A 25,320-nucleotide genomic window follows, 5' to 3' on the forward strand; every position below is an offset into this window, starting at 1 on the left:
GCCCCGGCAGCACTCCGGCACGGGCGACGACAAGGGGCCGGTCCCCCGGAGGGACCGGCCCCTTACTGTGGTGCGGTGATCACACGTTGAAGCGGAACTCCACCACGTCGCCGTCCTGCATGACGTAGTCCTTGCCCTCCATGCGGGCCTTGCCCTTGGCGCGGGCCTCGGTGACCGAGCCGGTTTCGACCAGGTCGGCGAAGGAGATGACCTCGGCCTTGATGAAGCCCTTCTGGAAGTCGGTGTGGATGACACCGGCGGCCTCGGGGGCGGTGGCGCCCTTCTTGATGGTCCAGGCGCGGGATTCCTTGGGACCGGCCGTCAGGTAGGTCTGCAGGCCGAGGGTGCGGAAGCCGACGTGGGCGAGGGTGGCGAGGCCGGGCTCCTCCTGGCCGACGGACTGGAGGAGTTCGAGGGCCTCGTCCTCGTCCAGCTCGGCGAGGTCCGCCTCCAGCTTGGCGTTGAGGAAGATCGCCTCGGCGGGCGCGACCAGGGCGCGCTGCTCGTTCTTGAAGTCCTCGTCGGTCAGCTCGTCCTCGTCGACGTTGAAGACGTAGAGGAAGGGCTTCGTCGTGAGGAGGTGCAGGTCGTGGAGGAGCTCGTTGCGCTCGGTGCCCTGGACGATGCCGTGGGCGAAGAGGGTGTCGCCCTTCTCCAGGATCTCCTTGGCCTCCTCGACCGCCTTGACCTTGGGCGCGATGTCCTTCTTGATCCGCGACTCCTTCTGGAGGCGGGGGAGGACCTTCTCGATGGTCTGGAGGTCGGCGAGGATCAGCTCGGTGTTGATCGTCTCGATGTCGTCCTTCGGCGAGACCTTGCCGTCGACGTGCACGACGTTCTCGTCCTTGAAGGCGCGGATGACCTGGCAGATCGCGTCGGACTCGCGGATGTTCGCGAGGAACTTGTTGCCCAGGCCCTCGCCCTCCGAGGCGCCGCGGACGATGCCGGCGATGTCGACGAAGTCGACCGTGGCCGGGAGGATCCGCTGGGAGCCGAAGATCTCCGCCAGCTTGGTCAGGCGGGGGTCGGGGACGCCGACCACGCCGACGTTCGGCTCGATCGTGGCGAACGGGTAGTTGGCCGCCAGCACGTCGTTCTTGGTCAGGGCGTTGAACAGGGTCGACTTGCCGACATTCGGCAGACCGACGATTCCGATCGTGAGCGACACGTTGCGACTTCCCGTACGTGAGGATGAGGGGCGAGGACCGGCCCCACGGGGCTGAGTGGGCCGATCCACCAGTCTACGGCGTGCCCGCGCCCGCCCGGCCGGTGCACCGGACGCCCGGGCGGGCTCCGGATCCCGGCGTGTCTGACGGACCGTTCGGCACATAAAACGACCTAAGTTGGTCCGGTGGAGCAACACAGGACGCGACCCACGCAGCACGGACCACGACGTGAGACGGCGCCGGGGCCGCCCCGGCAGCCCCGGCCGGGGAAGTCACCGCTGCCTCCGCAGGCGGGGCGGGCGGCGGGGGGCGGAGTCGTCCGGTCCTCCCGGGCGGACCGGACCGGGCGGGTGCCGCAGCGGCGGCCCGCTCCCCCGGCCGCGGTCCGGCGGCCACCGGCCCGGCCCCGGCTGACCGGACTGGGCGGGGGCCTGTTCTGCGCGGCGGTGATGCTGGCGCTGGGACTGCTGACCGGGGCACTGTTCGGGGCGTCCCCGACGGTGTACGGCGTGCTGTTCCTGCCCGTGTGCGTGCTGACCGCGCTGTGGGTGCGGGAGGGGGACGTGCTCATCGCGCCGGTGGTCGTGCCGATCGCCTTCGCCGTGGGGCTGGTGCCGGTCGCCGACACCGGCGGCGGGGGCACCGGTGACCGGCTGATGGGCATGGTGACGGGCCTCGCCACCCAGGCCGGGTGGCTCTACGGCGGGACGCTCGTCGCGGGGGTGATCGTGCTCGTGCGCAGGGTGCGGTGGGTCCGGCGGACCCGGGAGGCCAAGGGCCGCCCGGCGGCCCGGCGCCCGGCCCGCCCGTAGGGGGCCGCTACCCGCCCGTAGCCGCCCGCATCGCCGCTCCCACGATGCCCGCGTTGTTCTGCAGCTGGGCCGGGACGACCTCCGCCCTGATGCCCTTGATGTGGTGGAGGAACTTGTCGGACTTGCGGCTGACGCCGCCGCCGATGATGAACAGCTCCGGCGAGAACAGCATCTCCACGTGGGCCAGGTACTTCTGCACCCGGTGCGCCCACTGCTCCCACGACAGGTCGTGGTCCTCCCTGGCCTTGCTGGAGGCCCGCTTCTCCGCCTCGTGACCGTGCAGTTCGAGGTGGCCCAGCTCGCTGTTGGGGACGAGGACGCCGTCGGCGAAGACCGCGCTGCCGATGCCGGTGCCGAAGGTCAGCAGGACGACCGTGCCCCTGCGGTGGCGGCCGGCGCCGAAGTGCATCTCGGCGATGCCCGCCGCGTCCGCGTCGTTGACCACCGTCACCGGCAGGCCGCCCAGACGGCCGCCGAGCAGCACGCGCGCGTCGGTGTCGACCCAGCTCTTGTCGACGTTGGCCGCCGAGCGGACCGTGGTGCCGTCGGTGACCACCCCGGGGAAGGTGACGCCGACCGGGCCGGTCCAGCCGAAGTGGTCGACGACCTGCTTCACGCCGTCGGCCACCGCGTCCGGCGTCGCCGGGTGCGGGGTGAGGACCTTGCAGCGCTCCTGCGCCAGGTCCCCCTTGTCCAGGTCGACCGGGGCGCCCTTGATCCCGGATCCGCCGATGTCCACGCCGAAGATCTGCATGTCTCCACGTTACGACGTACGACGGACGGTCACGGGGCCGACCTCCGTGACCGCCACCGCCGCACCACGGTCACTTCGCGGAATCCGCACCGGTCCCGGTGCCGCCGCGCTCGGCCACCAGGGCGGCGGCCTCGTCGCGCAGATCGCGGCGGAGCTCCTTCGGCAGGGAGAAGATGATGGACTCCTCGGCCGCCTTGACGATCTCGACGTCCTCGAAGCCGCGCTGCGACAGCCACTCCAGGACCTGCTCGACGAGGATCTCCGGCACCGAGGCGCCCGAGGTCACGCCGACCGTGGAGACGCCCTCCAGCCAGGCCTCGTCGATCTCGTCGGCGAAGTCCACCAGGTACGCCGCGCGGGCGCCCGCGATCTTGGCGACCTCGACCAGCCGCTTGGAGTTGGAGGAGTTGCGCGAGCCGACCACGATCACCAGGTCGGCCTCGGCGCCCATCTGCTTGACGGCGAGCTGACGGTTCTGCGTGGCGTAGCAGATGTCGTCGCTGGGCGGGGAGATGAGCTGGGGGAACTTCTCCTTGAGGGCGTCGACGGTCTCCATGGTCTCGTCGACGGAGAGCGTGGTCTGGGAGAGCCACACGACCTTGGAGGGGTCGCGGACCTCGACCTTGGCCACGTCGCCCGGCCCGTCGACGAGCTGGATGTGGTCGGGGGCCTCGCCGGAGGTGCCGATGACCTCCTCGTGGCCCTCGTGACCGATGAGGAGGATGTCGTAGTCGTCGTTGGCGAAGCGGACGGCTTCCTTGTGGACCTTGGTGACCAGCGGGCAGGTGGCGTCGATGGTGGCGAGCCGGCCGCGCTCGGCCTCCTCGTGGACGACGGGGGCGACGCCGTGCGCGGAGAACATCACGATGTTGCCCGGGGGGACCTCCTCCGTCCGTTCGACGAAGATCGCGCCCTTCTTCTCCAGGGTCTGCACGACGTACTTGTTGTGCACGATCTCGTGCCGGACGTAGACGGGGGCCCCGTACTGCTCCAGGGCCTTCTCGACGGCGATCACGGCGCGGTCCACACCCGCGCAGTAACCACGGGGGGCGGCGAGCAGGACACGGCGGCCAGGCGAAGCGGTCATGCCTCCCATCGTAAGGGCCGGGCCGGAGGCGTCCGGTCCCGGTGCGTTGTCGGTGGGGCGCACTACCCTCGCGGCATGGCTGTCAACACGTCTGTGGAAGCTCCCATCCCGGTCGGGGAGGTGTCGCGGCTCATCGGCGGGTGGATCGACCGGCTCGGCGCGGTGTGGGTGGAGGGGCAGATCACCCAGCTGTCGCGGCGGCCCGGCGCCGGGGTGGTGTTCCTGACGCTGCGCGACCCCTCGTACGACATCTCCGTGGGCGTGACCTGCTACCGGCAGGTGTTCGACGCCGTCGCGGACGTGGTGAGCGAGGGCGCCCGGGTGGTGGTGCACTGCAAACCGGAGTGGTACGCGCCGCGCGGGCAGTTGTCGCTGCGCGCCGCCGAGATCAAGCCGGTCGGGGTCGGGGAACTGCTGGCGCGTCTGGAGCAGCTGAAGAAGTCCCTCGCGCGGGAGGGGCTCTTCGCGCCGGAGCGCAAGAAGCCGCTGCCGTTCCTGCCGCAGCTCGTCGGCCTGGTGTGCGGGCGGGCCTCGGCGGCCGAGCGGGACGTGCTGGAGAACGCGCGGCACCGCTGGCCGGCCGTGCGCTTCGAGGTGCGCAACGTGGCCGTGCAGGGGGTGCACGCGGTGCCCCAGGTGGTTCAGGCCGTGAAGGAGCTGGACGCGATCGACGACGTGGACGTGATCGTCGTCGCGCGGGGCGGCGGCAGCGTGGAGGACCTGCTGCCGTTCTCCGACGAGCAGCTGGTGCGGGCGGTGGCGGCGTGCCGTACGCCGGTCGTCTCGGCGATCGGGCACGAGCCGGACCATCCGCTCCTGGACCACGTCGCCGACCTGCGCGCCTCGACGCCGACGGACGCCGCGAAGAAGGTGGTGCCGGACGTGGGCGAGGAGTACGAGCGGGTGCGGATGCTGCGCGACCGCGCGCGGCGCTGCGTGGGGGCGCTGCTGGAGCGGGAGGAGCGCGGGCTGGCGCACGCGCTGGCCCGGCCCTCGATACAGGACCCGCACCGGATGATCGACGCCCGGGCCGAGGAGGTCACGGCGCTGCTGGAGCGGGGGCGGCGCTCGCTGCGGCACCAGCTGGACCGGGCCGACTCCGAGCTGTCGCACACCCACGCGCGGGTGGTCGCCCTGTCCCCCGCGGCGACCCTGAAGCGCGGGTACGCGGTGCTCCAGCGGCCGGACGGGCACGCGGTGCGCGCTCCGGGCGAGGTGGAGGCCGGTGAGGCGCTGCGGGCGCGGGTGTCCGAGGGCGAGTTCACTGTCCGGGTCGATGCGTAGGGTGGGCGGAATGACGAGCAAGACGGAGACGGAGTCCGAGCAGGTGGCGGCCGAGGCGCTCGGGTACGAGCAGGCGCGGGACGAGCTGATCGAGGTGGTCCGGCGGCTGGAGGCGGGCGGTACGACGCTGGAGGAGTCCCTCGCGCTGTGGGAGCGGGGCGAGGAGCTGGCCAAGGTGTGCCGGCGCTGGCTGGAGGGGGCGCGGGCGCGGCTGGACGCGGCGCTGGCGGAGGAGGCCGGGGAGGACGGCGGGAAGGGCGGCCGCGAGGACTGATCCGTGAAATGGATCACCGCACTCCAGATTTAGTTGAAGGTTGAACCTCATGGGCGTACGGTCGGGTGCGTCATCAGGTCCGTGGCTCCTGCACGGAACTCCGGGCCGACGCACCACCGCAAAAGGTTCACCTATGTCTCTCCTTCTCGACGCCGCCGCCCAGGACCTGCTGTTCCGCGAGGCGCGCACCGCCAACACGTTCACCGACGAGCCGGTGACCGACGAGCAGGTGCGGGCGATCTACGACCTGGTCAAGTACGGCCCCACGTCCATGAACCAGTCGCCGCTGCGCGTCACGCTGGTGCGCTCCCCCGAGGCCCGCGAGCGCCTCGTCCAGCATCTGGCCGAGGGCAACCGGTCCAAGACCGCCGCCGCCCCGCTCGTCGCCATCCTGTCCGCGGACAACGAGTTCCACGAGGAGCTGCCGCAGCTCTTCCCGCACTTCCCGCAGGCCAAGGACGCCGTCTTCGGCGAGCGCCCGGTGCGTGAGGGCTCCGCCGCGCTGAACGCCGCCCTCCAGGCCGCGTACTTCATCATCGGCGTCCGCGCCGCCGGCCTGGCCGCCGGACCGATGACCGGCCTCGACTTCGAGGGCCTGCGCAAGGAGTTCCTGGACGACGACCACACCCCGCTGATGGTCGTCAACATCGGCCGCCCCGGCCCCGACGCCTGGTTCCCGCGCAGCCCGCGCCTGGAGTTCGAGCAGGTCGTCACCACGGTCTGACCCCGTCCACGGCGGTCGGACCCCACGCACGGCGCAACAGGGGCGGGGCTCCGCCGGATCAACCGAACCGGCGGAGCCCCGCCCCTTCGCCTTGCGCGCTCACTCGGTGCGCAGCGCCTCGGCCATTTTCGTCAGCTGCCCGAACGACCCGGTGCCCGTCACCAGGGTGGTCGAACCGTCGGTGCCCTCCAGGACCAGCGCGTCGTAGTGGTCGCCGTCGTACCGCGTCCACGTCTCGCCGTCGATCTGCTGGGTGACGTCGGTCTTCTCGGCGCCCTGCGTCTTGCTCCTGATGAACACCGCCCGCTTGCCCGTGGACTGCTCGACCGCCACGTACTCCCCGTCAGGGGCGTGGTAGCCGAGGTGCCAGGCGTCGCCGTCGGCGCCCCGGTAGCGCACGGAGGTGGGCTTCCACTCCTCCGGCAGGCCGACGGGAGCGGCCACCGGGTACGGGGCGGCCCGGCGGGCGGTGAGCAGGTCGACCCGGTAGTCGACCCGCTTGAGGTCGGGGTCGCCGTCCTCCTGCGTGTTGAGCAGCCAGACCACTCCCGCCACGAGCACGATGACAGCCAGGGAGAGGACCATGTCCCTGACCGTTTTCTGCATGCTGTTCGTTCCTGCCACGCCCCTATCGTCGCAGGTACCCGGAGCGCTCATCCGTGGGGGCCCCTGCTCATTTTGTCTGCCTGGCGATAGAGTCGTGGCCACACCCTCATCCGGCCGTCGTCGTACAGAAAGGTGCGCTCCGATGACCGAACACCATCATCTGCCGTCCGAGCTCGATGTTCCCTCCGAGGCCCCCGACCGCAACCTCGCCCTGGAGCTCGTACGGGTCACCGAGGCCGCGGCGATGGCTGCCGGCCGCTGGGTAGGGCGCGGCGACAAGAACGGCGCCGACGGTGCCGCGGTGCGCGCCATGCGCACGCTCGTCTCCACCGTCTCGATGAACGGCGTCGTCGTCATCGGCGAGGGCGAGAAGGACGAAGCCCCGATGCTGTTCAACGGGGAGCGCGTGGGCGACGGGACCGGACCGGAGTGCGACATCGCCGTCGACCCGATCGACGGCACCACGCTGACCGCCAAGGGCATGACGAACGCCATCGCGGTGCTGGCCGCCGCCGAGCGCGGCTCGATGTTCGACCCGTCGGCCGTGTTCTACATGGACAAGCTGGTCACCGGCCCGGAGGCGGCCGACTTCGTCGACATCAACGCCCCGGTGAACGTGAACATCCGGCGGGTCGCCAAGGCCAAGCGGGTCACCCCCGAGGACGTCACCGTCGTGATCCTGGACCGGCCGCGCCACGAAGGCATCATCAAGGAGATCCGGGAAACCGGCGCGCGCATCAAGCTGATCTCCGACGGCGACGTGGCCGGCTCCATCCTCGCGCTGCGCGAGGGCACCGGCATCGACCTGCTGCTCGGCGTCGGCGGCACCCCCGAGGGCATCATCTCGGCCTGCGCGGTGAAGTGCCTGGGCGGCACGATCCAGGGCAAGCTGTGGCCCAAGGACGAGGAGGAGCGGCAGCGGGCGGTCGACGCGGGGCACGACCTCGACCGGGTGCTGACCACGGAGGACCTGGTCACCGGGGACAACGTGTTCTTCGTGGCGACGGGGATCACCGATGGTGAGCTGCTGCGTGGTGTGCGGTACCGGCCGGAGACGGCGACGACGGACTCGATCGTGATGCGGTCGAAGTCGGGGACGGTGCGGAGGATCGACTCCGAGCACCGGCTCAGCAAGCTGAGGGCTTACAGCGCGGTGGATTTCGACCGGGCGAAGTGAGACTCCGTCGGGTGCGGGTGGGTTGTGGCTGAGCGCGCAGTTCCCCGCGCCCCTGGGGGGTGAGCGCGCGCCCGGTGACGGAATGACTTCCCGTGCGGGGGGAGCGACCGTGGTGCCGGGGGCGGCCTGTCCGTGCGGATGGGTGGGGGTTGGGCGCGCAGTTCCCCGCGCCCCTTGGGGGGCTGGTTGCACTCACCGGCGGTGGGCGGTGGCCGTGGGCTGGGGTGGCCCGTCCGTGCGGGTGGGTGGGGGTTGGGCGCGCAGTTCCCCGCACCCCTGAGGTGAGTTGTGCTCGCCGGCGATGGGTTGGTGGCCGTGGGGCCGGGAGCGGCCTGTCCGTGCGGGTGGGTGGAGGTTGGGCGCGCAGTTCCCCGCGCCGCTGGGGGTGGTCGTGGGGAGGGGGCGGCCTCTGGGGGGAGGGCGCCCCTGCTGTTGGGTGCGGGGTCAGCCCGCGGCGGCTATGCGGTTCTGGCGGGGCGTCTTCTTCAGTTCCATGTCGCGGCGCCTGCGGCGGGCGAGGACCACGCGGCGTTCGGCGGCGGTGAGGCCGCCCCACACGCCGTACGGTTCGGGCTGGAGCAGGGCGTGTTCGCGGCACTCGACCATGACCGGGCAGCGGGCGCAGACCCGCTTGGCGGCCTCCTCGCGGGAGAGCCGGGCGGCGGTGGGTTCCTTCGACGGCGCGAAGAACAGCCCCGCCTCGTCGCGCCGGCACACCGCCTCGGTGTGCCAGGGCGCGTCCTGGTCCCTGTCCCGCGCTGCTGCCGGCCGGTCCGGAACGGCGGCTACCTGCAGGGACGAATGCGGCGGTTGCAGCACGGTCTACTCCTGACGACGGCTTCGCAAGCGAGACACGATGCAGCAAGGCTTACCCGATGTGCGCGAGCCTATGCACTGAGTCCCCAACGGGCTCCGCCCGCCCGGGAGTCAGTGCCCGAGGTGCTTGCGCATGCTCTTGCCGACCGTGCGGTGGACCCGGTCCAGGATGTCCGCGACGAGCTTCCCCCGCCGGGGCCGCGCCTCCACACTGCCCAGCACCGCCCAGCCGTCGACGAAGACCACCGGCGCCTCCTCGTCGGTCGCGTCCAGCGTGTCCACCTCGAAGGAGCCGAGGACACCGCCGCCCGTGCCGCGCAGCGACACGTTCTCCGGGACACGGATCTCGACGCTGCCGAAGACGGAGAACGCCTTGATCATCACCTGCTGGTGGTCGAACATGGCCTCGCTGAGGTCGATCTCGACACTGCCGAAGATCGCGTACGCGTGGATGCGGCGGCCGGTCCGCCAGCGGCCCTTGCGGGCGGCGGCACTGAACACCGCGACCACGTTGTCGTCGGGGTCCATGGGGATCGCGCCGGCGGTGGGGCGGTGGGGCGCGGTGGCGTGGGCCGCCGCGCGCCGGTGGGCTATCGGCAGGTCCTGGACGAACACGTCCAGTTCCCCCACCGTCTTGGCGGCCAGCACGCCCTCCACGCGCTCCGCGTGCTCGTCGGCGGTCAGGCGGCCCTCGGCGAGGGCCTCGCGCAGGAGGTCGGCGATACGGTCCCGGTCGGCGTCGGAGGCGCGCAACTCGGCGGTCCGCGGTGCCGTGTCCGGCTGCTGGGCGTGCTTCTCAAGGTCCACGACAGCAGCGTACCCAAACGCGATAGATCGCGACTACCCTCCGGGGCGGACGACTGAGGACAACCTCACAGATTCGCCGCCGGCGGCAGGTCCTAGGCTGGTCATCGCCCGCCGACGGAGGCGGGCGGTCTTCCGTCGAGTGAGGAATGGGCGAGATGCCTGAGTTCGAGTACGCCGATCTGCTCCCCATGGGAGAGGACACCACCCCCTACCGGCTGGTGACCTCCGAAGGTGTGTCCACCTTCGAGGCCGACGGCCGGACGTTCCTCAGGGTGGAGCCGGAGGCGCTGCGCAAGCTCGCCGAGGAGGCCATCCGCGACATCCAGCACTACCTGCGTCCCGCGCACCTGGCGCAGCTGCGCCGCATCATCGACGACCCGGAGGCGTCCGGCAACGACAAGTTCGTCGCCCTGGACCTGCTGAAGAACGCGAACATCGCGGCGGCGGGCGTGCTGCCGATGTGCCAGGACACCGGTACGGCGATCGTGATGGGCAAGCGCGGGCAGAACGTGCTCACGGCGGGACGTGACGAGGAGGCCCTGAGCCGGGGCGTCTACGACGCGTACCGGAACCTCAACCTGCGGTACTCGCAGATGGCTCCGCTCACCATGTGGGAGGAGAAGAACACCGGGTCCAACCTCCCGGCGCAGATCGAGCTGTACGCCACGGACGGTGACGCGTACAAGTTCCTGTTCATGGCCAAGGGCGGCGGGTCGGCCAACAAGAGCTTCCTGTACCAGGAGACGAAGGCCGTCCTGAACGAGGCCTCCATGATGAAGTTCCTGGAGGAGAAGATCCGTTCGCTGGGCACGGCCGCCTGTCCGCCGTACCACCTGGCGATCGTGGTCGGCGGCACGTCGGCCGAGTACGCGCTGAAGACCGCCAAGTACGCCTCCGCGCACTACCTGGACGAGATCCCCACCGAGGGCTCCCCGCTCGGGCACGGGTTCCGGGACAAGGAGCTGGAGGAGAAGGTCTTCGAGCTGACGCAGAGGATCGGCATCGGCGCGCAGTTCGGCGGCAAGTACTTCTGCCACGACGTGCGCGTGGTGCGGCTGCCGCGGCACGGGGCGTCCTGCCCGGTCGCGATCGCGGTGTCCTGCTCGGCGGACCGGCAGGCGGTCGCGAAGATCACCGCCGAGGGCGTGTTCCTGGAGCAGCTGGAGACGGACCCGGCGCGGTTCCTGCCGGAGACCACGGACGAGCAGCTGGACGAGTCCGGCGACGTCGTGCGGATCGACCTCAACCAGCCGATGGACGCGATCCTCGCCGAGCTGACGAAGTACCCGGTCAAGACGCGGCTCTCGCTGAGCGGGCCGCTGGTCGTGGCGCGGGACATCGCGCACGCGAAGATCAAGGAGCGGCTGGACGCGGGCGAGGGGATGCCGCAGTACCTGAAGGACCACCCGGTGTACTACGCCGGGCCGGCGAAGACGCCCGAGGGGTACGCGTCGGGGTCGTTCGGGCCGACGACGGCGGGCCGGATGGACAGCTACGTGGAGCAGTTCCAGGCGGCCGGCGGGTCCAGGGTGATGCTGGCGAAGGGCAACCGGAGCAAGCAGGTCACGGACGCGTGCGGCACGCACGGGGGGTTCTACCTGGGGTCGATCGGCGGGCCCGCGGCCCGGCTCGCGCAGGACTGCATCAAGAAGGTCGAGGTCGTCGAGTACGAGGAGCTCGGGATGGAGGCGGTCTGGAAGATCGAGGTCGAGGACTTCCCGGCGTTCATCGTCGTGGACGACAAGGGCAACGACTTCTTCCAGGACCCTTCGCCGCAGCAGCCGACGTTCACGTCGATCCCGGTACGGGGGCCGGGGCTGGCGTAGCGGCCGACCGGCGGGCGCAGGGCTCGGGGGCGGCGGGGTGGCGTTTTTCGCCCTCGCCGCCCTTCCTGTTGCCGTCCCGGGGGCGCTGACCCCGGACCCCCGCTCCTCGACCGACGCCGGAAGGGCTGGGGACGGCCCTTCCGGCGGGTGGAGACCGAGCGACCGGCACGTCCGTATAGCGGACCCCGTGTGCCACTTTCGGACAATCTGGCCCTGACCCCGCCCGTTCCGTTGACGGGATCAACCATCGCTGTGAGTCTTCTCGGCGCTCAGACATGCACATGCCATGTCAATCCTTGTGTGGCCCACCCCACGGGCTGCCTCCCGAGGAGACCAGGTGAAACGAAGATTCGCCGTGGCGAGCGTCTCGCTCGCCGTCGTGCTGGGCTGCGGAACACTCCCCGCCGCGGCAGCCGACTCCACGACCACCGTGACCGCCCCGACCGCCGCCGCCGCACCCGACGTCGACGTCAACAAGGTCAAGGCGCACCTCAACGAACTGAGCGCCATCGCCGGACGCAACGGCGGGAACCGCCGCTCCACCGGACAGGGGTACCGCGACTCCGTCGCCTACGTGAAGGGCAAGCTCCAGGCGGCCGGTTACACCGTCACCGAGCAGCCCTGCACGTCCGGCTGCACCAGCGGGGCCGGGCCCAACCTCATCGCCGAGTGGCCCAAGGGCGACGCCAACAACGTCTACATGTTCGGCGCCCACCTCGACGGCGTCTCCGCCGGGCCCGGCATGAACGACAACGGCTCCGGCTCCGCCGCCCTGCTGGAGAACGCCCTGACGCTGGCCCAGCAGAACCCGGACATGCGCAACCGGGTCCGCTTCGCCTGGTGGACCGACGAGGAGCAGGGGCTCAACGGGTCCGACTTCTACGTGCGTTCGCTGTCCTCCACCGAGCGCGCCAAGATCAAGGCGTACTACAACTTCGACATGGTCGCCTCCACCAACGGCGGCTACTTCATCAACCACATCACCTCCGCGGCCGCCGCGCCGATGAAGGCCTACTGGGACTCCCTCGGCCTCCAGCCGGAGGAGAACACCGAGGGCGCCGGCCGCAGCGACGACTACCCCTTCGAGCAGTACGGCATCCCGACCTCCGGGTACGCCATGGGCGCGAGCGCCCGCAAGACCTCCGCGCAGGCCGCCAAGTGGGGCGGCACCTCGGGGTCCGCGTACGACCCGTGCTACCACCGGTCCTGCGACACCCTCACCAACATCAACACCACCGGTCTCGACCGCGCGTCGGACGGGATCGCGTACACCCTGTGGCAGCGGGCCGTGAACACCGGCACCGGCGGCACCTGCGACACCGCCGGCGCCGTCGGCAACGGCGGGTTCGAGAGCGGGACCACGCCGTGGACCGGGAACACCGCCACCATCGGCGCCCACTCGGGCCAGGCCCCCCACGGCGGCACCCGGTTCGCCCTGCTCGGCGGGAACGGGTCCACGAGCACCGAGTCGATCAGCCAGACGGTGACCGTCCCGTCCGGGTGCACCCAGGCCTCCCTGACCTACTGGCTGCACGTCGACACCGACGAGTCCACCTCACGCGCCTACGACCGGTTCACCGTGAAGGCCGGCAGCACCACCCTCGCCACCCTGTCCAACGTCGACGCCGGCAGCGGCTACGTGCAGCGGTCGGTCGGCCTGTCGGCGTACGCCGGGCAGACGGTGACCCTGACCTTCACCGCCACCGAGGACTACACCCTGCAGACCGGCTTCCTCCTCGACGACGTGGCCCTGCGCAACGGCTGATCCTCCCCCCACGGGTGGCCCCGCCCCGCCGCGCCCCCCGCGCGGCGGGGCGGACGCCGTCCACGGGAATACGCTCGTCCGGGACCACTGCTGTGCATCTTCGGAGGTACGACGATGACGACCACGGACGACGACCGCGACTACCGCGTCGAGCACGACTCCATGGGAGAGGTGAGGGTCCCCGCCGACGCCAAGTGGCGCGCGCAGACCCAGCGCGCCGTGGAGAACTTCCCCGTCTCCGGGCAGCGCCTGGAGCGCGCCCACATCGAGGCCCTGGCCCGCATCAAGGGCGCCGCCGCCGCGGTCAACGCCCGGCTCGGCGTGCTGGACGAGGACATCGCCGAGGCGATCGGGGAGGCGGCCGGTGAGGTCGCCGAGGGCCGGTGGGACGAGCACTTCCCCGTCGACGTGTTCCAGACGGGGTCCGGGACCTCCTCCAACATGAACACCAACGAGGTCCTCGCCACCCTCGCCACCGAGCGGCTCGGCCGGGACGTGCACCCCAACGACCACGTCAACGCCTCGCAGTCGTCCAACGACGTCTTCCCGTCGTCGATCCACATCGCCGCGACCGCCGCCGTCGTCCGGGACCTGATCCCGGCCCTCGACCACCTCGCCGCCGCCCTGGAACGCAAGGCCGGCGAGTTCGCCGACGTGGTCAAGTCCGGGCGCACCCACCTGATGGACGCCACCCCGGTGACGCTGGGCCAGGAGTTCGGCGGGTACGCGGCCCAGGTGCGGTACGGCATCGAGCGGCTGAACGCCTCCCTGCCGCGCCTCGCGGAGCTGCCGCTCGGCGGGACCGCCGTCGGCACCGGCATCAACACCCCGCCGGGGTTCTCCGCCGCCGTCATCGAGGAGGTCGCCCGCGCGACCGGACTGCCGCTGACCGAGGCGCGCGACCACTTCGAGGCGCAGGGCGCCCGGGACGGCATCGTGGAGACCAGCGGACAGCTGCGGACCATCGCCGTCGGACTGACGAAGATCGCCAACGATCTGCGGTGGATGGCGTCGGGCCCGCGCACGGGCCTCGCGGAGATCGCCCTGCCCGATCTCCAGCCCGGCTCCTCGATCATGCCCGGCAAGGTCAACCCGGTGATCCCGGAGGCCGTACTGATGGTCTGCGCGCAGGTCACCGGCAACGACGCGACCGTCGCCGCCGCCGGCGCCTCGGGCAACTTCGAGCTCAACGTGATGCTTCCGGTCATCGCGAAGAACGTGCTGGAATCGGTGCGGCTGCTGGCGAACGCCTCCCGCCTCCTCGCCGACCGCACCGTCGACGGGATCGTCGCGGACCGTGAACGGGCCCGGGAGTACGCCGAGTCCTCGCCGTCCGTGGTCACCCCGCTCAACAAGTACATCGGCTACGAGGAGGCCGCCAAGGTCGCCAAGAAGTCCCTCGCCGAGCGGAAGACGATCCGTCAGGTGGTGCTGGAGGGCGGCTACGTCGAGCGCGGCGACCTCACCGTCGGGCAGCTCGACGAGGCGCTGGACGTGCTGCGGATGACACGCCCGTAGCCCTCGCGCGCCGGGGTGAACCGTGACGGGCACCGCGGCGTCGTATGCCTGGAGCACACACATATCCACGCATGGCGGAGGGCGGAGCGACGATGGGCGACCGAGCGGGCAGAACGTCCGGCCACTGGGCACCCGGGACACAGATCCTGTGGCGTTACCGGGAGAACGGCGGCGCGCGCATTCACATCGCGCGCCCCGTCACCGTCGTACGCGACGAGCCCGAGCTGCTCGCGGTGTGGCTGGCGCCCGGCACCGAGTGCGTGAGACCGGTGCTCGCCGACGGCACGCCCGTGCACCAGGAGCCGCTCGGCACCCGCTACACCAGACCGCGCACGGTGGTGCGGGACCGCTGGTTCGGCACCGGTGTGCTGAAGCTGGCCCGGCCCGGCGACCCGTGGTCGGTGTGGCTGTTCTGGGACCCGGGCTGGCGGTTCAAGAACTGGTACGTCAACCTGGAGGAGCCGTTGGCCCGTTGGGCGGGCGGAGTGGACTCCGAGGACCACTTCCTGGACATCTCCGTGCGGCCGGACCGGGTCCGGCACTGGCGGGACGAGGACGAGTTCGACCAGGCCCGGCGGGACGGCCTGGTGGACTCCGCGCTGGCCGGGCGGGTGCGGGCGGCCGGGCGGGCCGCCGCGCGGGTGATCGACGCCTGGGGTCCGCCGTTCTCGGACGGCTGGGAGAACTGGCGCCCGGACCCGTCCTGGGCGGTACCGTCACTGCCACAGGACTGGGACCGCACTCCCGCCCATGCGTCCTCGTGAGACCCTTGCTGCGCCCCCGGGCGGGAAACGTAGGATCGTCGTCCGCACGGCGCGGGGCAGGAATCACCGGAGCGCGCGCTGGGCTTGACCGAACGTCACCGAGGGGCGGCAGGACGTGAGCGAGGGGTACGGAAACACCGGTACCGGCCGGGAAGGGTCGGCAGGCGGCGCAGCAACAACCTCTGACCACACGCGAAATCCGTTCCGGGGCCACCTGTTCCGGGTATCGGAGTTTCGGCGGGACGAACCGCGCGCACGGCGTGCGCCGGACGGATGGACTCGACACGCGTGACGGAGCAGCCGACCTCCTTCGAACGCCCCCAGCCGGGCGTGGACCCCGTGGAGCCCTGCGGGGCGCTCCTGCCTGCCCCGCCACCGGCCCGCGTGCCGGGCACGGGGGCCGCCTTACCGGTACAGGGCCGCTCCGGCGGTGAGCCGCCCGCGTCCGGGGCCGCGTCCCCGGGCCCCTCGGGCGCCACGTCGCCGGGCACGGTGACGCCGGGCGGCACCGGGCAGGACCCCGCCGCCGCACCCGGATCGGAGCACTCCCAGCCGGGCGCCGGGCAGGGCGCCGGCCCGGACACGCACCGGCCGCGTCCCGCGCCCGAGGGCATCCCGGTGCAGCCCGCCGCGGGCCAGGGACGGACGGGGCAGGCGCCGGACGGCACGGAGCGCCGCAGCGGGCAGGTGACGCCGCCCGGGCGGCCGACGCCGATGCGGCGGGACGGGGACCGGCTGCGCTTCGTGGGCGCCGCCACCCGGCGGATCGCCCGCGGCATCGACCTGGACGAGATCGTGATGGGGCTGTGCCGGGCCACCGTGCCCACCTTCTCCGACGCGATCCTGGTCTATCTGCGCGACCCGCTGCCGGTCGGCGACGAGCGGCCCACCGGCCCGCTGGTGCTGCGGCTGCGCCGCACCGACCGGATCCCGGCCGAACGGGACACCGAGGGCGGCTTCATGCCGGTCGCCGCGCCGCCGGAGCCGTCCGAGCTGGACTCGGTCGGCGAGGAGCTGTGCACGGTGCGGCCCGGCAGCGCGCTCGCCGAGGTGCTGCGCGGTGTGCGTCCGGTGTTCACGGACGCGCCCGCCGCGCGGGCCGCGCTGCCCGAACTCCTCGGCGAGGACGGCGCGTCGGCCGTCCCGGACGGGCAGCGGGCGATCCTCGCGCCGCTGCGCGGCCGGCGCCGGGTGATCGGCGCGGCGCTGTTCCTGCGCCGCCCGGAACGCATCCCCTTCGAGGCCGACGACCTGCTGGTCGCGGCGCAGCTCGCCACGCACAGCGCCCTCGGCATCGACAAGGCGGTGCTGTACGGGCGGGAGGCGTACATCGCGGACGAGCTCCAGCGCACGATGCTGCCGGAGACCCTGCCGCGCTGCACCGGCGTACGGCTGGCGTCGCGGTACCTGCCGGCCGCGGAGACCGCGCGGGTCGGCGGCGACTGGTACGACGCGATCCCGCTGCCGGGCAGCCGGGTGGCGCTGGTGGTCGGCGACGTGATGGGGCACTCCATGACGTCGGCGGCGATCATGGGCCAGCTGCGCACCACCGCGCAGACCCTGGCCGGGCTCGACCTGCCCCCGCAGGAGGTGCTGCACCACCTCGACGAGCAGGCGCAGCGGCTCGGCGTGGACCGCATGGCGACCTGCCTGTACGCGGTGTACGACCCGGTATCGCACCGGATCACCATCGCCAACGCCGGTCATCCGCCGCCGATCCTGCTGGAGCTGGGCGGCCGGGCGGAGGTGCTGCGGGTGCCCGCGGGCGCGCCGATCGGTGTGGGCGGGGTGGACTTCGAGGCCGTGGAGCTGGAGGCGCCCGCCGGGGCGACCCTGCTGCTCTACACCGACGGCCTGGTGGAGTCCCGGCTGCGGGACGTGTGGACGGGCATCGAGCAGCTGCGGGAGAAGCTCGCCGCGACCGCCCAGCTGACCGGCCCGGACCATCCGCCGCCGCTGGAGGCGCTGTGCGACGAGGTGCTCGACATGCTCGGCCCGGGCGACCGGGACGACGACATCGCGCTGCTCGCCGCCCGTTTCGACGGGATCGCGCCGACCGACGTGGCGTACTGGTTCCTGGAGCCGGAGGACGCGGCCCCCGGCCGGGCCCGCCGCCTGGCCCGGCGGGCGCTGACCCGCTGGGGCATGGAGGAGCTGAGCGACTCGGTGGAGCTGCTGGTCAGCGAGGTGGTGACGAACGCGGTGCGGTACGCCACCCGGCCGGTCACGCTGCGGCTGCTGCGCACGGACGTGCTGCGCTGCGAGGTCGGTGACGACGTGCCGCAGCTCCCGCGGCTGCGGCAGGCGCGCGCCACGGACGAGGGCGGGCGCGGGCTGTACCTGGTGAACCGGCTGGCCCGGCGCTGGGGCGCGACCCGGCTGAGCACGGGCAAGGTGGTGTGGTTCGAGCTGAACCACGGCTGAACCACGGCTGAGCCGCCGCGTACGGCCCGCTCACGCCGCGAGGGGCGCCCGGTGCGGTCACCGGGCGCCCCTCGCGGCTTCGTCCCGCGGGTCTACTGGCTGCCGTCCGACTGCGGGTCGTCCGGGTCGCCCGGGATGCCGAAGGTCGGCGAGCCCGTGGGGGGCGTCTTCGTCGGCGGGGCGGACGTCGGCGGCTCGGAGGTCGGCGGCTCGGACGTCGGCGGGGCGGACGAGGTCTCGGGCGGGGCCTCGGTGGTGGGTGCCTGGGTCGTCGGCTCCTGGCTCGGGGTGGCCGAGGGCGACGTGGTGGCCGACGGCGTGCGGGTCGGCCGTACGGCGGCGCCCTGGTCGGTGTCCAGGTCGAACCTGCTGACCTCGTCCATCACGCCGAAGGTGTACGCGGCCCAGATCTCGGCGGGGAAGCCGCCGCCGTTGACGCGGTACTCGACACCGCCCGCCTTGTACATCGGCACCTGGCTGTGGTTCTTGGCGTCCTCGCCGAACAGGCCGACCGAGGTGACCAGCTCGGGGGTGAAGCCGGTGAACCAGGCCGACTTGTTGTTGTCGGACGTGCCCGTCTTCCCGGCGACCTGCTGGCCGCCCCGCAGCGGGTTCTCCCGCACGGACCGCCTGGCCGTACCGTCGTCGACCACGCCGGTGAGCACGGAGGTCACCGTGTCGGCGGCCGCCCGGCTGATGACCTGCTCGCCGACCGGGTCGGCGAACTCGACACTGCGGCTGTTGTGCTCGACCGACTTCACGACGGCCGGGGTGACCTTCTTGCCGTGGTTGGCGAGGGTGGCGTAGACGCCCGCCATCTCCAGCGGGCTGGCGCCCATGCTGCCCAGGGTCTGCGCGGGGACGGCCTCGACGCCCTCGGTGTCCATGCCGAGATCGCCCGCGACCTTCACCACCTCGGTCATGCCGACGTCGATGCCCATCTGCGCGAAGACCGAGTTGACGGACTTGTTCATCGCCTCCTGGACGGTGACGTCGCCGTAGTCGACGTCGTCCTCGTTGGGGGGCGCGAAGCCGACCTTGCGGTCGCCGTCCCTCACGGGGCGCTTGCTGGTGCCGTCGTAGATCGTGTCGGCCCCGATCGGCACGCCGCCCTGGGTCTCGGCGCCCTGGTCCACGGCGGCGGCGAGGATGACCGGCTTGAAGGTGGAGGCCGGCTGGTAGTCGTCGCGGGTGGCGTTGTTGGTGAAGTGCTTGACGTAGTCCACGCCGCCGTACATCGCCACGACCGCGCCCGTCTTCGGGTCCACGGAGACGGCACCGGCCTGGACGTCGGCGTCGACGTCGCGCTCGTCCGGGTCGAGCCTGCTGGTCAGCTTGGCCTTGACCGCCTTCTCCAGCGCGGCCTGCTTCTTCTTGTCGACGTTGAGCGTGATGGTGTAGCCGCCGAGGTCCAGCAGGGCGTCGGCCTGCTTCACGTCCTCGGCGATGCCCTGCTCGACGAACTGCCGCTTGACCGCGTTGTTGGCGGCCTCCACCAGGTAACCGGTCTGGCCCTCCATGCCGGGGGCGGCCTTCGGCTCCTCGGGGACGGGGAACTCCATGGCCCGGCGGTCGCCGGCGCCCAGCCACTTCTGCTCGACCATGTTGTCCAGGACGTAGTTCCAGCGCTCCTGGACGAGCTTCTTGCCGGTCTCGCCGGCGACCGCCCAGTCGTACTGGCTGGGCGCCTGGAGCAGCGCGGCGAGGTACGCGCCCTGCTCGACCGTCAGGTCCTCGGCGTCGACGCGGTAGTAGGCCTGCGCGGCGGCCTGGATCCCGTAGGCGCCGCGGCCGTAGTAGCTGGTGTTGATGTAGCCGGCAAGGATGTAGTCCTTCGACTTCTCCCGGTCCAGCTTCAGGGAGATGACCACTTCCTTCATCTTGCGCGTGACGGTCTGTTCCTGCGACAGGTAGTAGTTCTTGACGTACTGCTGGGTGATCGTCGAACCGCCCTGGGCGCCCTTGCCGGAGAGCGTGTTGAGCACTCCGCGCGCGGTGCCCTTGATGTCGACGCCGGAGTCCTTGTAGAAGGTCTTGTTCTCGGCGGCGACGAAGGTGCGCTGGACGTCCTTGGGGACCCGGGCGAGGTCGACGATCTCGCGGTTGAAGCCGCTGCGGGCCATGACCGAGCCGTCGCTGTACCGGTAGACGTTGCCCTGCGACTCCGCCTCGGCGTTCCCCTCGGGTATGTCGATCATCATGTACAGCACGATGAAGGCGCCCATGCCGAGCAGGCAGAGGCCGAAGAAGGTGCCGACGATCTTCTTCCAGGTGAAGAGCCGGCGTATGCCGGTGCGGCCGGTCGCACCCGACGAGCTGCGGCCCGTGGGTGCCGCACGGCGCCCGCCGCGCTGTCGTGCGCGTCTTTCTTCCGCTCGTCCCATACGCCCGTTCGCTCCGCTTCGTTCATGTGTGCTCGACCGCCACACAGGTTCGCCGCTCAGGTCAGCTCAGAAAGCTAACACCGGGAGCTATGACAAAGGGCTGCTGATCCGGTCGTTACGGACGTGACAATCAGCACCCGCCCCGAAGGAACCGACGTGCGAGAGGCGCGCGAGGTTGCCGTGATGAGGTAAAGTGATATCACTTAGATAGACAGGCGCTAGCCGGGCGGAACCCCGTCCGGGGGCGCCCGGAGGAACGGGGGATCACCCATGCCCATGGACGACACGCAGGTCACGGCCGATGTGCCGGAGATGCCGGCCCCGCGCGTGCGGGAGGTCCAGGCGCACAGCATCGGCGGCGGACTGGCACTGGTCCTCGGACTGGTCGGGCTGCTCATCGGCACGGCGCTGATCGTCACCGCCACGGCGGTCGCCGCGACCGGCGCCAAGGCCGCCCTGATCACCGGCGGCGTCCTGATCGCGCTCGCCGCGTTCCTCGCGATGTGCGGACTGAACATGGTGGCGCCGGGCGAGGCCCGGGTGGTGCAGCTCTTCGGCCGCTACCGGGGCACGATCCGCGAGGACGGCCTGCGCTGGGTGAACCCCTTCACCACCCGCGCCAAGATCTCCACGCGGGTCCGCAACCACGAGACCGCCGTCCTGAAGGTGAACGACGCCTACGGCAACCCCATCGAACTGGCCGCCGTCGTGGTGTGGCGGGTCGAGGACACCGCGCAGGCCACCTTCGAGGTGGACGACTACGTCGAGTTCGTCTCCACGCAGACCGAGGCGGCCGTGCGGCACATCGCCATCGAGTACCCCTACGACGCCCACGACGAGGACGGCCTGTCGCTGCGCGGCAACGCCGAGGAGATCACCGAGAAGCTCGCCGTCGAACTGCGCGCACGGGTGGACGCGGCCGGCGTACAGATCATCGAGTCCCGCTTCACCCACCTCGCCTACGCGCCCGAGATCGCCTCGGCGATGCTCCAGCGGCAGCAGGCCGGCGCGGTCGTGGCGGCGCGGCAGCAGATCGTGGAGGGCGCCGTGGGCATGGTGGAGACGGCCCTGGCCCGGATACAGGAGCAGGACATCGTGGAGCTCGACCCGGAACGGAAGGCGGCGATGGTGTCCAACCTGATGGTGGTGCTGTGCGGGGACCGCTCGGCGCAGCCGGTCCTCAACACCGGGACGCTCTACCAGTGACGGCCCCGTCCGGGGGCCCGGCCCCCCAGGGCCGGCCGCGGCGCAAACAGGTGCTGCTGCGGCTCGACCCGTCGGTGTACGAGGCGCTGGCGCGCTGGGCGAACGACGATCTGCGCTCGGCCAACGCGCAGATCGAGTTCCTGCTGCGGCGGGCCCTCGCCGAGGCGGGCCGGCTGCCCGGCGAGGCCGGGCCGCTGCCCCGCCGCGGCCGTCCGCCCGGGGGCTCCACCCCCGGACCCCCGCCCACCTGAACGGCCGTACCCGGCCCGGTGGCAGAACCGTGACAATCGGCCCCCACCTGGGGGTTCGTACACCCTGCGGCGCTCTGCACACCCGGTGTATACACGGTGCGTATACACGGTGTGTAGAGTGCTCGGTATGTCCATCGGTCACACCCTCCTGGGGCTCCTGGAGTCCGGCCCGCGCCATGGTTACGACCTGAAGCGGGCCTTCGACGAGAAGTTCGGTCACGACCGGCCGCTCCACTACGGCCAGGTCTATTCGACGATGTCCCGCCTGCTGAAGAACGGACTGGTCGAGGTCGACGGCATCGAGGCCGGCGGCGGCCCCGAGCGCAAGCGGTACGCCATCACCGAGGCCGGCATCACCGATGTCGAGCGCTGGCTCGCCACGCCGGAGAAGCCCGAGCCGTACCTCCAGTCGACCCTCTACACCAAGGTCGTCCTGGCGCTGCTCACCAGCCGTGACGCCGCCGACGTCCTCGACACGCAGCGCTCGGAGCATCTGCGCAGCATGCGGATCCTCACCGACCGCAAGCGCAAGGGTGATCTCGCCGACCAGCTCATCTGCGACCACGCCCTCTTCCACCTCGAGGCCGACCTGCGCTGGCTGGAGCTGACCGCGGCGCGTCTCGACAAGCTCCGTGAGGCGGTGGCCCGATGACCACGACCCCTCCCCCCGGCTCCCTGCTCGTCGCCCGGGACCTGCGCAAGGTCTACGGCCCGACGACCGCGCTCGACGGCGCCGGCTTCTCCATCCACCCCGGCGAGGTCGTGGCCGTGATGGGGCCCTCCGGTTCGGGCAAGTCGACGCTGCTGCACTGCCTCGCCGGGATCGTCACCCCCGACTCCGGGTCGATCATGTACGACGGGCGCGAGCTGACCGAGATGAGCGACGGCGAGCGCAGCGCGCTCAGGCGCTCGGAGTTCGGCTTCGTCTTCCAGTTCGGGCAGCTCGTGCCGGAACTCACCTGCGTGGAGAACGTCGCCCTGCCGATGCGGCTGAACGGCACGCCCCGCAAGGAGGCCGAGCGGGCCGCGCTGACCTGGATGGAGCGCCTGGAGGTCGACGACGTCCGCGGGAAGCGCCCCGGCGAGGTGTCCGGCGGCCAGGGCCAGCGGGTCGCCGTGGCCCGGGCCCTGGTCACCGGCCCGCGGCTGCTGTTCGCCGACGAGCCGACCGGCGCCCTGGACTCCCTCAACGGCGAGCGGGTGATGGAGCTGCTCACCGACGCCGCCCGGTCCTCCAACGCCGCCGTCGTCCTCGTCACGCACGAGGCGCGGGTGGCCGCGTACTCCGACCGCGAGATCGTCGTGCGCGACGGCAGGTCCCGGGACATGGAGCGCGTCGTATGAGTGCCGCTCAGTGGGCGCGGGACCTCGGCATGGGTCTGCGCTTCGCCTTCGCCGGGGGGCGCGAGGGCTGGACCCGTGCCCTGCTCACCGCGGTCGGTGTCGGGCTGGGCGTGGCGCTGCTGCTGCTCACCACGGCCCTGCCCGGTGCGCTGGCGGAGCGGGACCGGCGGGGGGAGGCCCGCCTCAACTTCACCTACGGCGAGCAGATCGAGCGGGCCGGCGACACCCTGGTGACCGCGGACACCGACACGGAGTTCGGCGGCCGGGACATCCGCGGCAGGCTGCTGGAGCCGGAGGGCGACAAGGCCCCGGTGCCGCCCGGCCTGCGGGAGTTCCCCGCGCGGGGCGACATGGTGGTCTCCCCCGCGCTGAAGGAACTCCTCGGCTCGGGTGACGGCGCGCTGCTGCGGGAGCGGCTGCCGTACGACATCGTGGGGACGATCGGCGAGCAGGGACTGATCGGGTCGCAGGAGCTGGCCTACTACGCGGGCGCCGAGGGCCTCGCGGACCGGGTCGGCGACGGAATGGTGGGCCGCATCGACTCCTTCGGGGACCCCAACCCCACGGAGGAGGAGATGGACCCGGTCCTCATGCTCCTCATCCTGGTCGTCTTCGTGGTGCTGCTGATGCCGGTCGCCGTGTTCATCGCCGCCGCCGTGCGGTTCGGCGGCGAGCGGCGCGACCGCAGGCTGGCCGCGCTGCGGCTGGTCGGCTCCGACGGCGGCATGACCCGGCGGATCGCCGCGGGCGAGGCGCTCGGCGGGGCCCTGCTGGGACTGGTGTTCGGCACCGGTTTCTTCCTGGCGGGGCGTGAGTTCGCGGCGTCCGTCGAGGTGTTCCGCATCAGTGTCTTCCCCAGCTATCTGAACCCCTCGCCGCTGCTGGCGCTGCTGGTCGCGGTGGCGGTCCCGGGGGCCGCGGTGCTGGTGACCCTGCTGACGCTGCGCGGGGTGGTCATCGAGCCGCTGGGCGTGGTGCGCACGGCGCGGCCGGCCCGCCGCCGGCTGTGGTGGCGGCTGCTGTTCCCGCTGGCCGGCGTCATCATGCTCGTCCCCATGCTCGGCCAGGGCAGGGAGAACGGCGAGTTCAACGGGTACCTGGTCACCGGCGGTGTCATCTGCCTGCTCGTCGGCGTCACCGCGCTGCTGCCGTGGTTCGTGGAGACGGTCGTCGCCCGGCTCGGCACGGGCAGCGTGTCCTGGCAACTGGCCGTGCGGCGGTTGCAGTTGAGCAGCGGCACGGCGGCACGCATGGTCAACGGCATCGCGGTGGCCGTGGCCGGCGCCATCGCCCTGCAGATGCTGTTCGCCGGCGTGGAGGACGACTACACCAAGGAGACCGGCTTCGACGTGACGCTGGCGCAGATGCAGGTCCGGGTGCCGGACGGCACCGAGATCGCCGCCGCCACGACGAGGCTCGAGAAGACCGAGGGCGTCCGCAAGGTCTACCCGCTGTCCGAGGGGTACTTCGCCGACCGCCCGTACACGGAGGAACCGCAGCGCAACGCCCAGCTGACCGTCGGCGACTGCGCGACCCTGCGCGAGGTGGCGAAGCTGCCCTCGTGCGCGGACGGCGACGTGTTCGCGGTCCGGGGCGGCGAGTACGACACCGACACGCCGTCGCTGAGCAGGCCGGGTCAGAAGCTGTACGCGGAGGTCTCGTCCTCCGGCGAGGAGCTGACGGAGGTCGCGTGGACCGTCCCCGAGGCGTTGAAGGAGGCCGACTCCGTCGAGGACCCGACCGGGACGAAGCGCGGCGGTTTCCTGCTGACGCCGGGGGCGATGCCCGACGACCTGGCCGGAGCGGTCTCCGGCCAGCTGTACCTGGCGATCGACGACTCGGTGCCGCACGCCCGTGAGCACGTGCGCAACACGGCGGCCGCGATCGACCCGTTGTCCTCTCCGATGACGTGGTCGGCGACCGAGCGGACCGAGCGCTTCGACAGCATCCGCACGGGCCTGTTCGTCGGCGCCGCCGCCGTCCTGGCGCTGATCGGGGCGAGCCTGCTGGTCTCCCAGCTGGAGCAGCTGCGCGAACGCCGCAAGCTGCTGTCCGCCCTGGTGGCCTTCGGCACCCGGCGGCGCACGCTGAGCCTGTCGGTGCTGTGGCAGACGGCCGTCCCGATCGGCCTGGGCCTGCTGCTGGCCTCGGTCGTCGGCATCACCCTGGGCGCCGTGCTGCTGCGGATGACCTCCACACCGGTCGGTGTGGACTGGGCGAGCGTCCTGCAGATGACCGGCATCGGCGCGGGCGTCGTCCTCGTGGTGACCCTGCTGAGCATGCCCCCGCTGCTGCGCATGATGCGCCCGGACGGGCTGCGCACGGAGTAGG

Annotated in this window: 22 protein-coding genes; 15 read left to right on the forward strand and 7 right to left on the reverse strand. The window is 71.8% G+C overall.

Annotation, left to right across the window (positions count from 1 at the left end; genetic code table 11):
- Positions 1-79: 79 nt before the first annotated feature.
- Positions 80-1,168, reverse strand: coding sequence for a redox-regulated ATPase YchF (gene ychF, locus IE172_RS12455; protein ID WP_190097235.1), 1,089 nt, complete (start codon positions 1,166-1,168; stop codon positions 80-82).
- Between the two features lie 183 nt (positions 1,169-1,351).
- On the opposite strand from ychF, the gene IE172_RS12460 reads away from it, so the two are divergent.
- On the forward strand, positions 1,352-1,978 hold the full coding sequence (locus tag IE172_RS12460) for a DUF6542 domain-containing protein (protein WP_190097236.1): 627 nt from the start codon (positions 1,352-1,354) through the stop codon (positions 1,976-1,978).
- Positions 1,979-1,985: 7 nt separating this feature from the next.
- On the opposite strand, the gene ppgK is transcribed toward IE172_RS12460, so the two are convergent.
- Both ppgK and IE172_RS12470 read right to left on the reverse strand, forming a co-directional pair.
- Complete coding sequence (ppgK, locus tag IE172_RS12465) at positions 1,986-2,732, reverse strand: polyphosphate--glucose phosphotransferase (RefSeq protein ID WP_190097237.1); 747 nt, start codon at positions 2,730-2,732, stop codon at positions 1,986-1,988.
- Between the two features lie 70 nt (positions 2,733-2,802).
- Complete coding sequence (locus IE172_RS12470; RefSeq protein WP_190097238.1) at positions 2,803-3,828, reverse strand: 4-hydroxy-3-methylbut-2-enyl diphosphate reductase; 1,026 nt, start codon at positions 3,826-3,828, stop codon at positions 2,803-2,805.
- 66 nt (positions 3,829-3,894) lie between these two features.
- On the opposite strand from IE172_RS12470, the gene xseA reads away from it, so the two are divergent.
- From xseA to IE172_RS12485, 3 genes are all read left to right on the forward strand, one after another.
- Entirely contained in the window at positions 3,895-5,103 is a 1,209-nt protein-coding gene (gene xseA / locus IE172_RS12475; protein WP_190097239.1) for an exodeoxyribonuclease VII large subunit, read from the forward strand.
- Between the two features lie 10 nt (positions 5,104-5,113).
- Complete coding sequence (locus IE172_RS12480) at positions 5,114-5,377, forward strand: exodeoxyribonuclease VII small subunit (protein ID WP_190097240.1); 264 nt, start codon at positions 5,114-5,116, stop codon at positions 5,375-5,377.
- 133 nt (positions 5,378-5,510) lie between these two features.
- Positions 5,511-6,101: a malonic semialdehyde reductase gene (locus tag IE172_RS12485; protein WP_190097241.1), complete on the forward strand. Its 591-nt coding sequence runs from the start codon at positions 5,511-5,513 to the stop codon at positions 6,099-6,101.
- 99 nt (positions 6,102-6,200) lie between these two features.
- On the opposite strand, the gene IE172_RS12490 is transcribed toward IE172_RS12485, so the two are convergent.
- Entirely contained in the window at positions 6,201-6,725 is a 525-nt protein-coding gene (locus IE172_RS12490; protein ID WP_229885971.1) for a DUF4245 domain-containing protein, read from the reverse strand.
- A gap of 124 nt (positions 6,726-6,849) precedes the next feature.
- Here IE172_RS12490 and glpX point away from each other — a divergent pair, with 124 nt between their 5' ends.
- Entirely contained in the window at positions 6,850-7,884 is a 1,035-nt protein-coding gene (gene glpX, locus IE172_RS12495; RefSeq protein ID WP_189559406.1) for a class II fructose-bisphosphatase, read from the forward strand.
- 444 nt (positions 7,885-8,328) lie between these two features.
- Here glpX and IE172_RS12500 read toward each other — a convergent pair whose 3' ends face one another.
- Together IE172_RS12500 and IE172_RS12505 are read right to left on the reverse strand one after the other, a co-directional pair.
- Positions 8,329-8,703, reverse strand: a complete 375-nt coding sequence (locus tag IE172_RS12500; RefSeq protein ID WP_190097242.1) for a WhiB family transcriptional regulator — start codon at positions 8,701-8,703, stop codon at positions 8,329-8,331.
- A 108-nt stretch (positions 8,704-8,811) separates the two neighbouring features.
- Positions 8,812-9,507 carry a DUF1707 SHOCT-like domain-containing protein gene (locus IE172_RS12505; RefSeq protein WP_190097243.1) on the reverse strand — a complete coding sequence of 232 codons (696 nt, stop codon included), beginning with the start codon at positions 9,505-9,507 and terminating at the stop codon, positions 8,812-8,814.
- A gap of 155 nt (positions 9,508-9,662) precedes the next feature.
- Between IE172_RS12505 and IE172_RS12510 the strand changes: the two genes are divergently transcribed.
- From IE172_RS12510 to IE172_RS12530, 5 genes are all read left to right on the forward strand, one after another.
- Positions 9,663-11,333 (forward strand): fumarate hydratase, encoded by a 1,671-nt coding sequence (locus IE172_RS12510; protein ID WP_190097244.1) that lies wholly within the window; start codon positions 9,663-9,665, stop codon positions 11,331-11,333.
- Positions 11,334-11,670: 337 nt separating this feature from the next.
- The gene (locus IE172_RS12515; RefSeq protein WP_229885974.1) at positions 11,671-13,098 is read left to right on the forward strand and encodes a M28 family peptidase; all 1,428 of its coding nucleotides are present in this window, start codon (positions 11,671-11,673) and stop codon (positions 13,096-13,098) included.
- 114 nt (positions 13,099-13,212) lie between these two features.
- The gene (locus IE172_RS12520; protein ID WP_190097246.1) at positions 13,213-14,616 is read left to right on the forward strand and encodes a class II fumarate hydratase; all 1,404 of its coding nucleotides are present in this window, start codon (positions 13,213-13,215) and stop codon (positions 14,614-14,616) included.
- A gap of 71 nt (positions 14,617-14,687) precedes the next feature.
- A complete protein-coding gene (gene fomD, locus IE172_RS12525) occupies positions 14,688-15,380 on the forward strand; it encodes a cytidylyl-2-hydroxypropylphosphonate hydrolase (RefSeq protein ID WP_190097247.1) in 693 nt (230 codons plus the stop codon).
- Positions 15,381-15,653: 273 nt separating this feature from the next.
- Positions 15,654-17,804 carry a SpoIIE family protein phosphatase gene (locus tag IE172_RS12530; protein WP_190097248.1) on the forward strand — a complete coding sequence of 717 codons (2,151 nt, stop codon included), beginning with the start codon at positions 15,654-15,656 and terminating at the stop codon, positions 17,802-17,804.
- Positions 17,805-17,896: 92 nt separating this feature from the next.
- Here IE172_RS12530 and IE172_RS12535 read toward each other — a convergent pair whose 3' ends face one another.
- Positions 17,897-20,188, reverse strand: a complete 2,292-nt coding sequence (locus IE172_RS12535; RefSeq protein ID WP_190097249.1) for a transglycosylase domain-containing protein — start codon at positions 20,186-20,188, stop codon at positions 17,897-17,899.
- A 270-nt stretch (positions 20,189-20,458) separates the two neighbouring features.
- On the opposite strand from IE172_RS12535, the gene IE172_RS12540 reads away from it, so the two are divergent.
- The 5 genes from IE172_RS12540 (at position 20,459) to IE172_RS12560 (ending at position 25,319) form a co-directional block, all read left to right on the forward strand.
- Positions 20,459-21,394: an SPFH domain-containing protein gene (locus IE172_RS12540; RefSeq protein WP_190097250.1), complete on the forward strand. Its 936-nt coding sequence runs from the start codon at positions 20,459-20,461 to the stop codon at positions 21,392-21,394.
- Complete coding sequence (locus IE172_RS12545; protein ID WP_229885977.1) at positions 21,391-21,645, forward strand: type II toxin-antitoxin system antitoxin; 255 nt, start codon at positions 21,391-21,393, stop codon at positions 21,643-21,645. Before IE172_RS12540 ends, IE172_RS12545 begins: the two co-directional genes overlap by 4 nt.
- A 127-nt stretch (positions 21,646-21,772) precedes the next feature.
- Positions 21,773-22,297, forward strand: coding sequence for a PadR family transcriptional regulator (locus IE172_RS12550; RefSeq protein ID WP_164338092.1), 525 nt, complete (start codon positions 21,773-21,775; stop codon positions 22,295-22,297).
- Positions 22,294-22,989: an ABC transporter ATP-binding protein gene (locus IE172_RS12555; RefSeq protein ID WP_190097252.1), complete on the forward strand. Its 696-nt coding sequence runs from the start codon at positions 22,294-22,296 to the stop codon at positions 22,987-22,989. Before IE172_RS12550 ends, IE172_RS12555 begins: the two co-directional genes overlap by 4 nt.
- The gene (locus IE172_RS12560) at positions 22,986-25,319 is read left to right on the forward strand and encodes an ABC transporter permease (RefSeq protein ID WP_190097253.1); all 2,334 of its coding nucleotides are present in this window, start codon (positions 22,986-22,988) and stop codon (positions 25,317-25,319) included. Before IE172_RS12555 ends, IE172_RS12560 begins: the two co-directional genes overlap by 4 nt.
- Position 25,320 lies beyond the last annotated feature (1 nt).

Origin of the sequence: Streptomyces griseoflavus (genome assembly GCF_014649995.1) — a bacterium.
Taxonomy (GTDB): Bacteria; Actinomycetota; Actinomycetes; order Streptomycetales; family Streptomycetaceae; genus Streptomyces; species Streptomyces griseoflavus.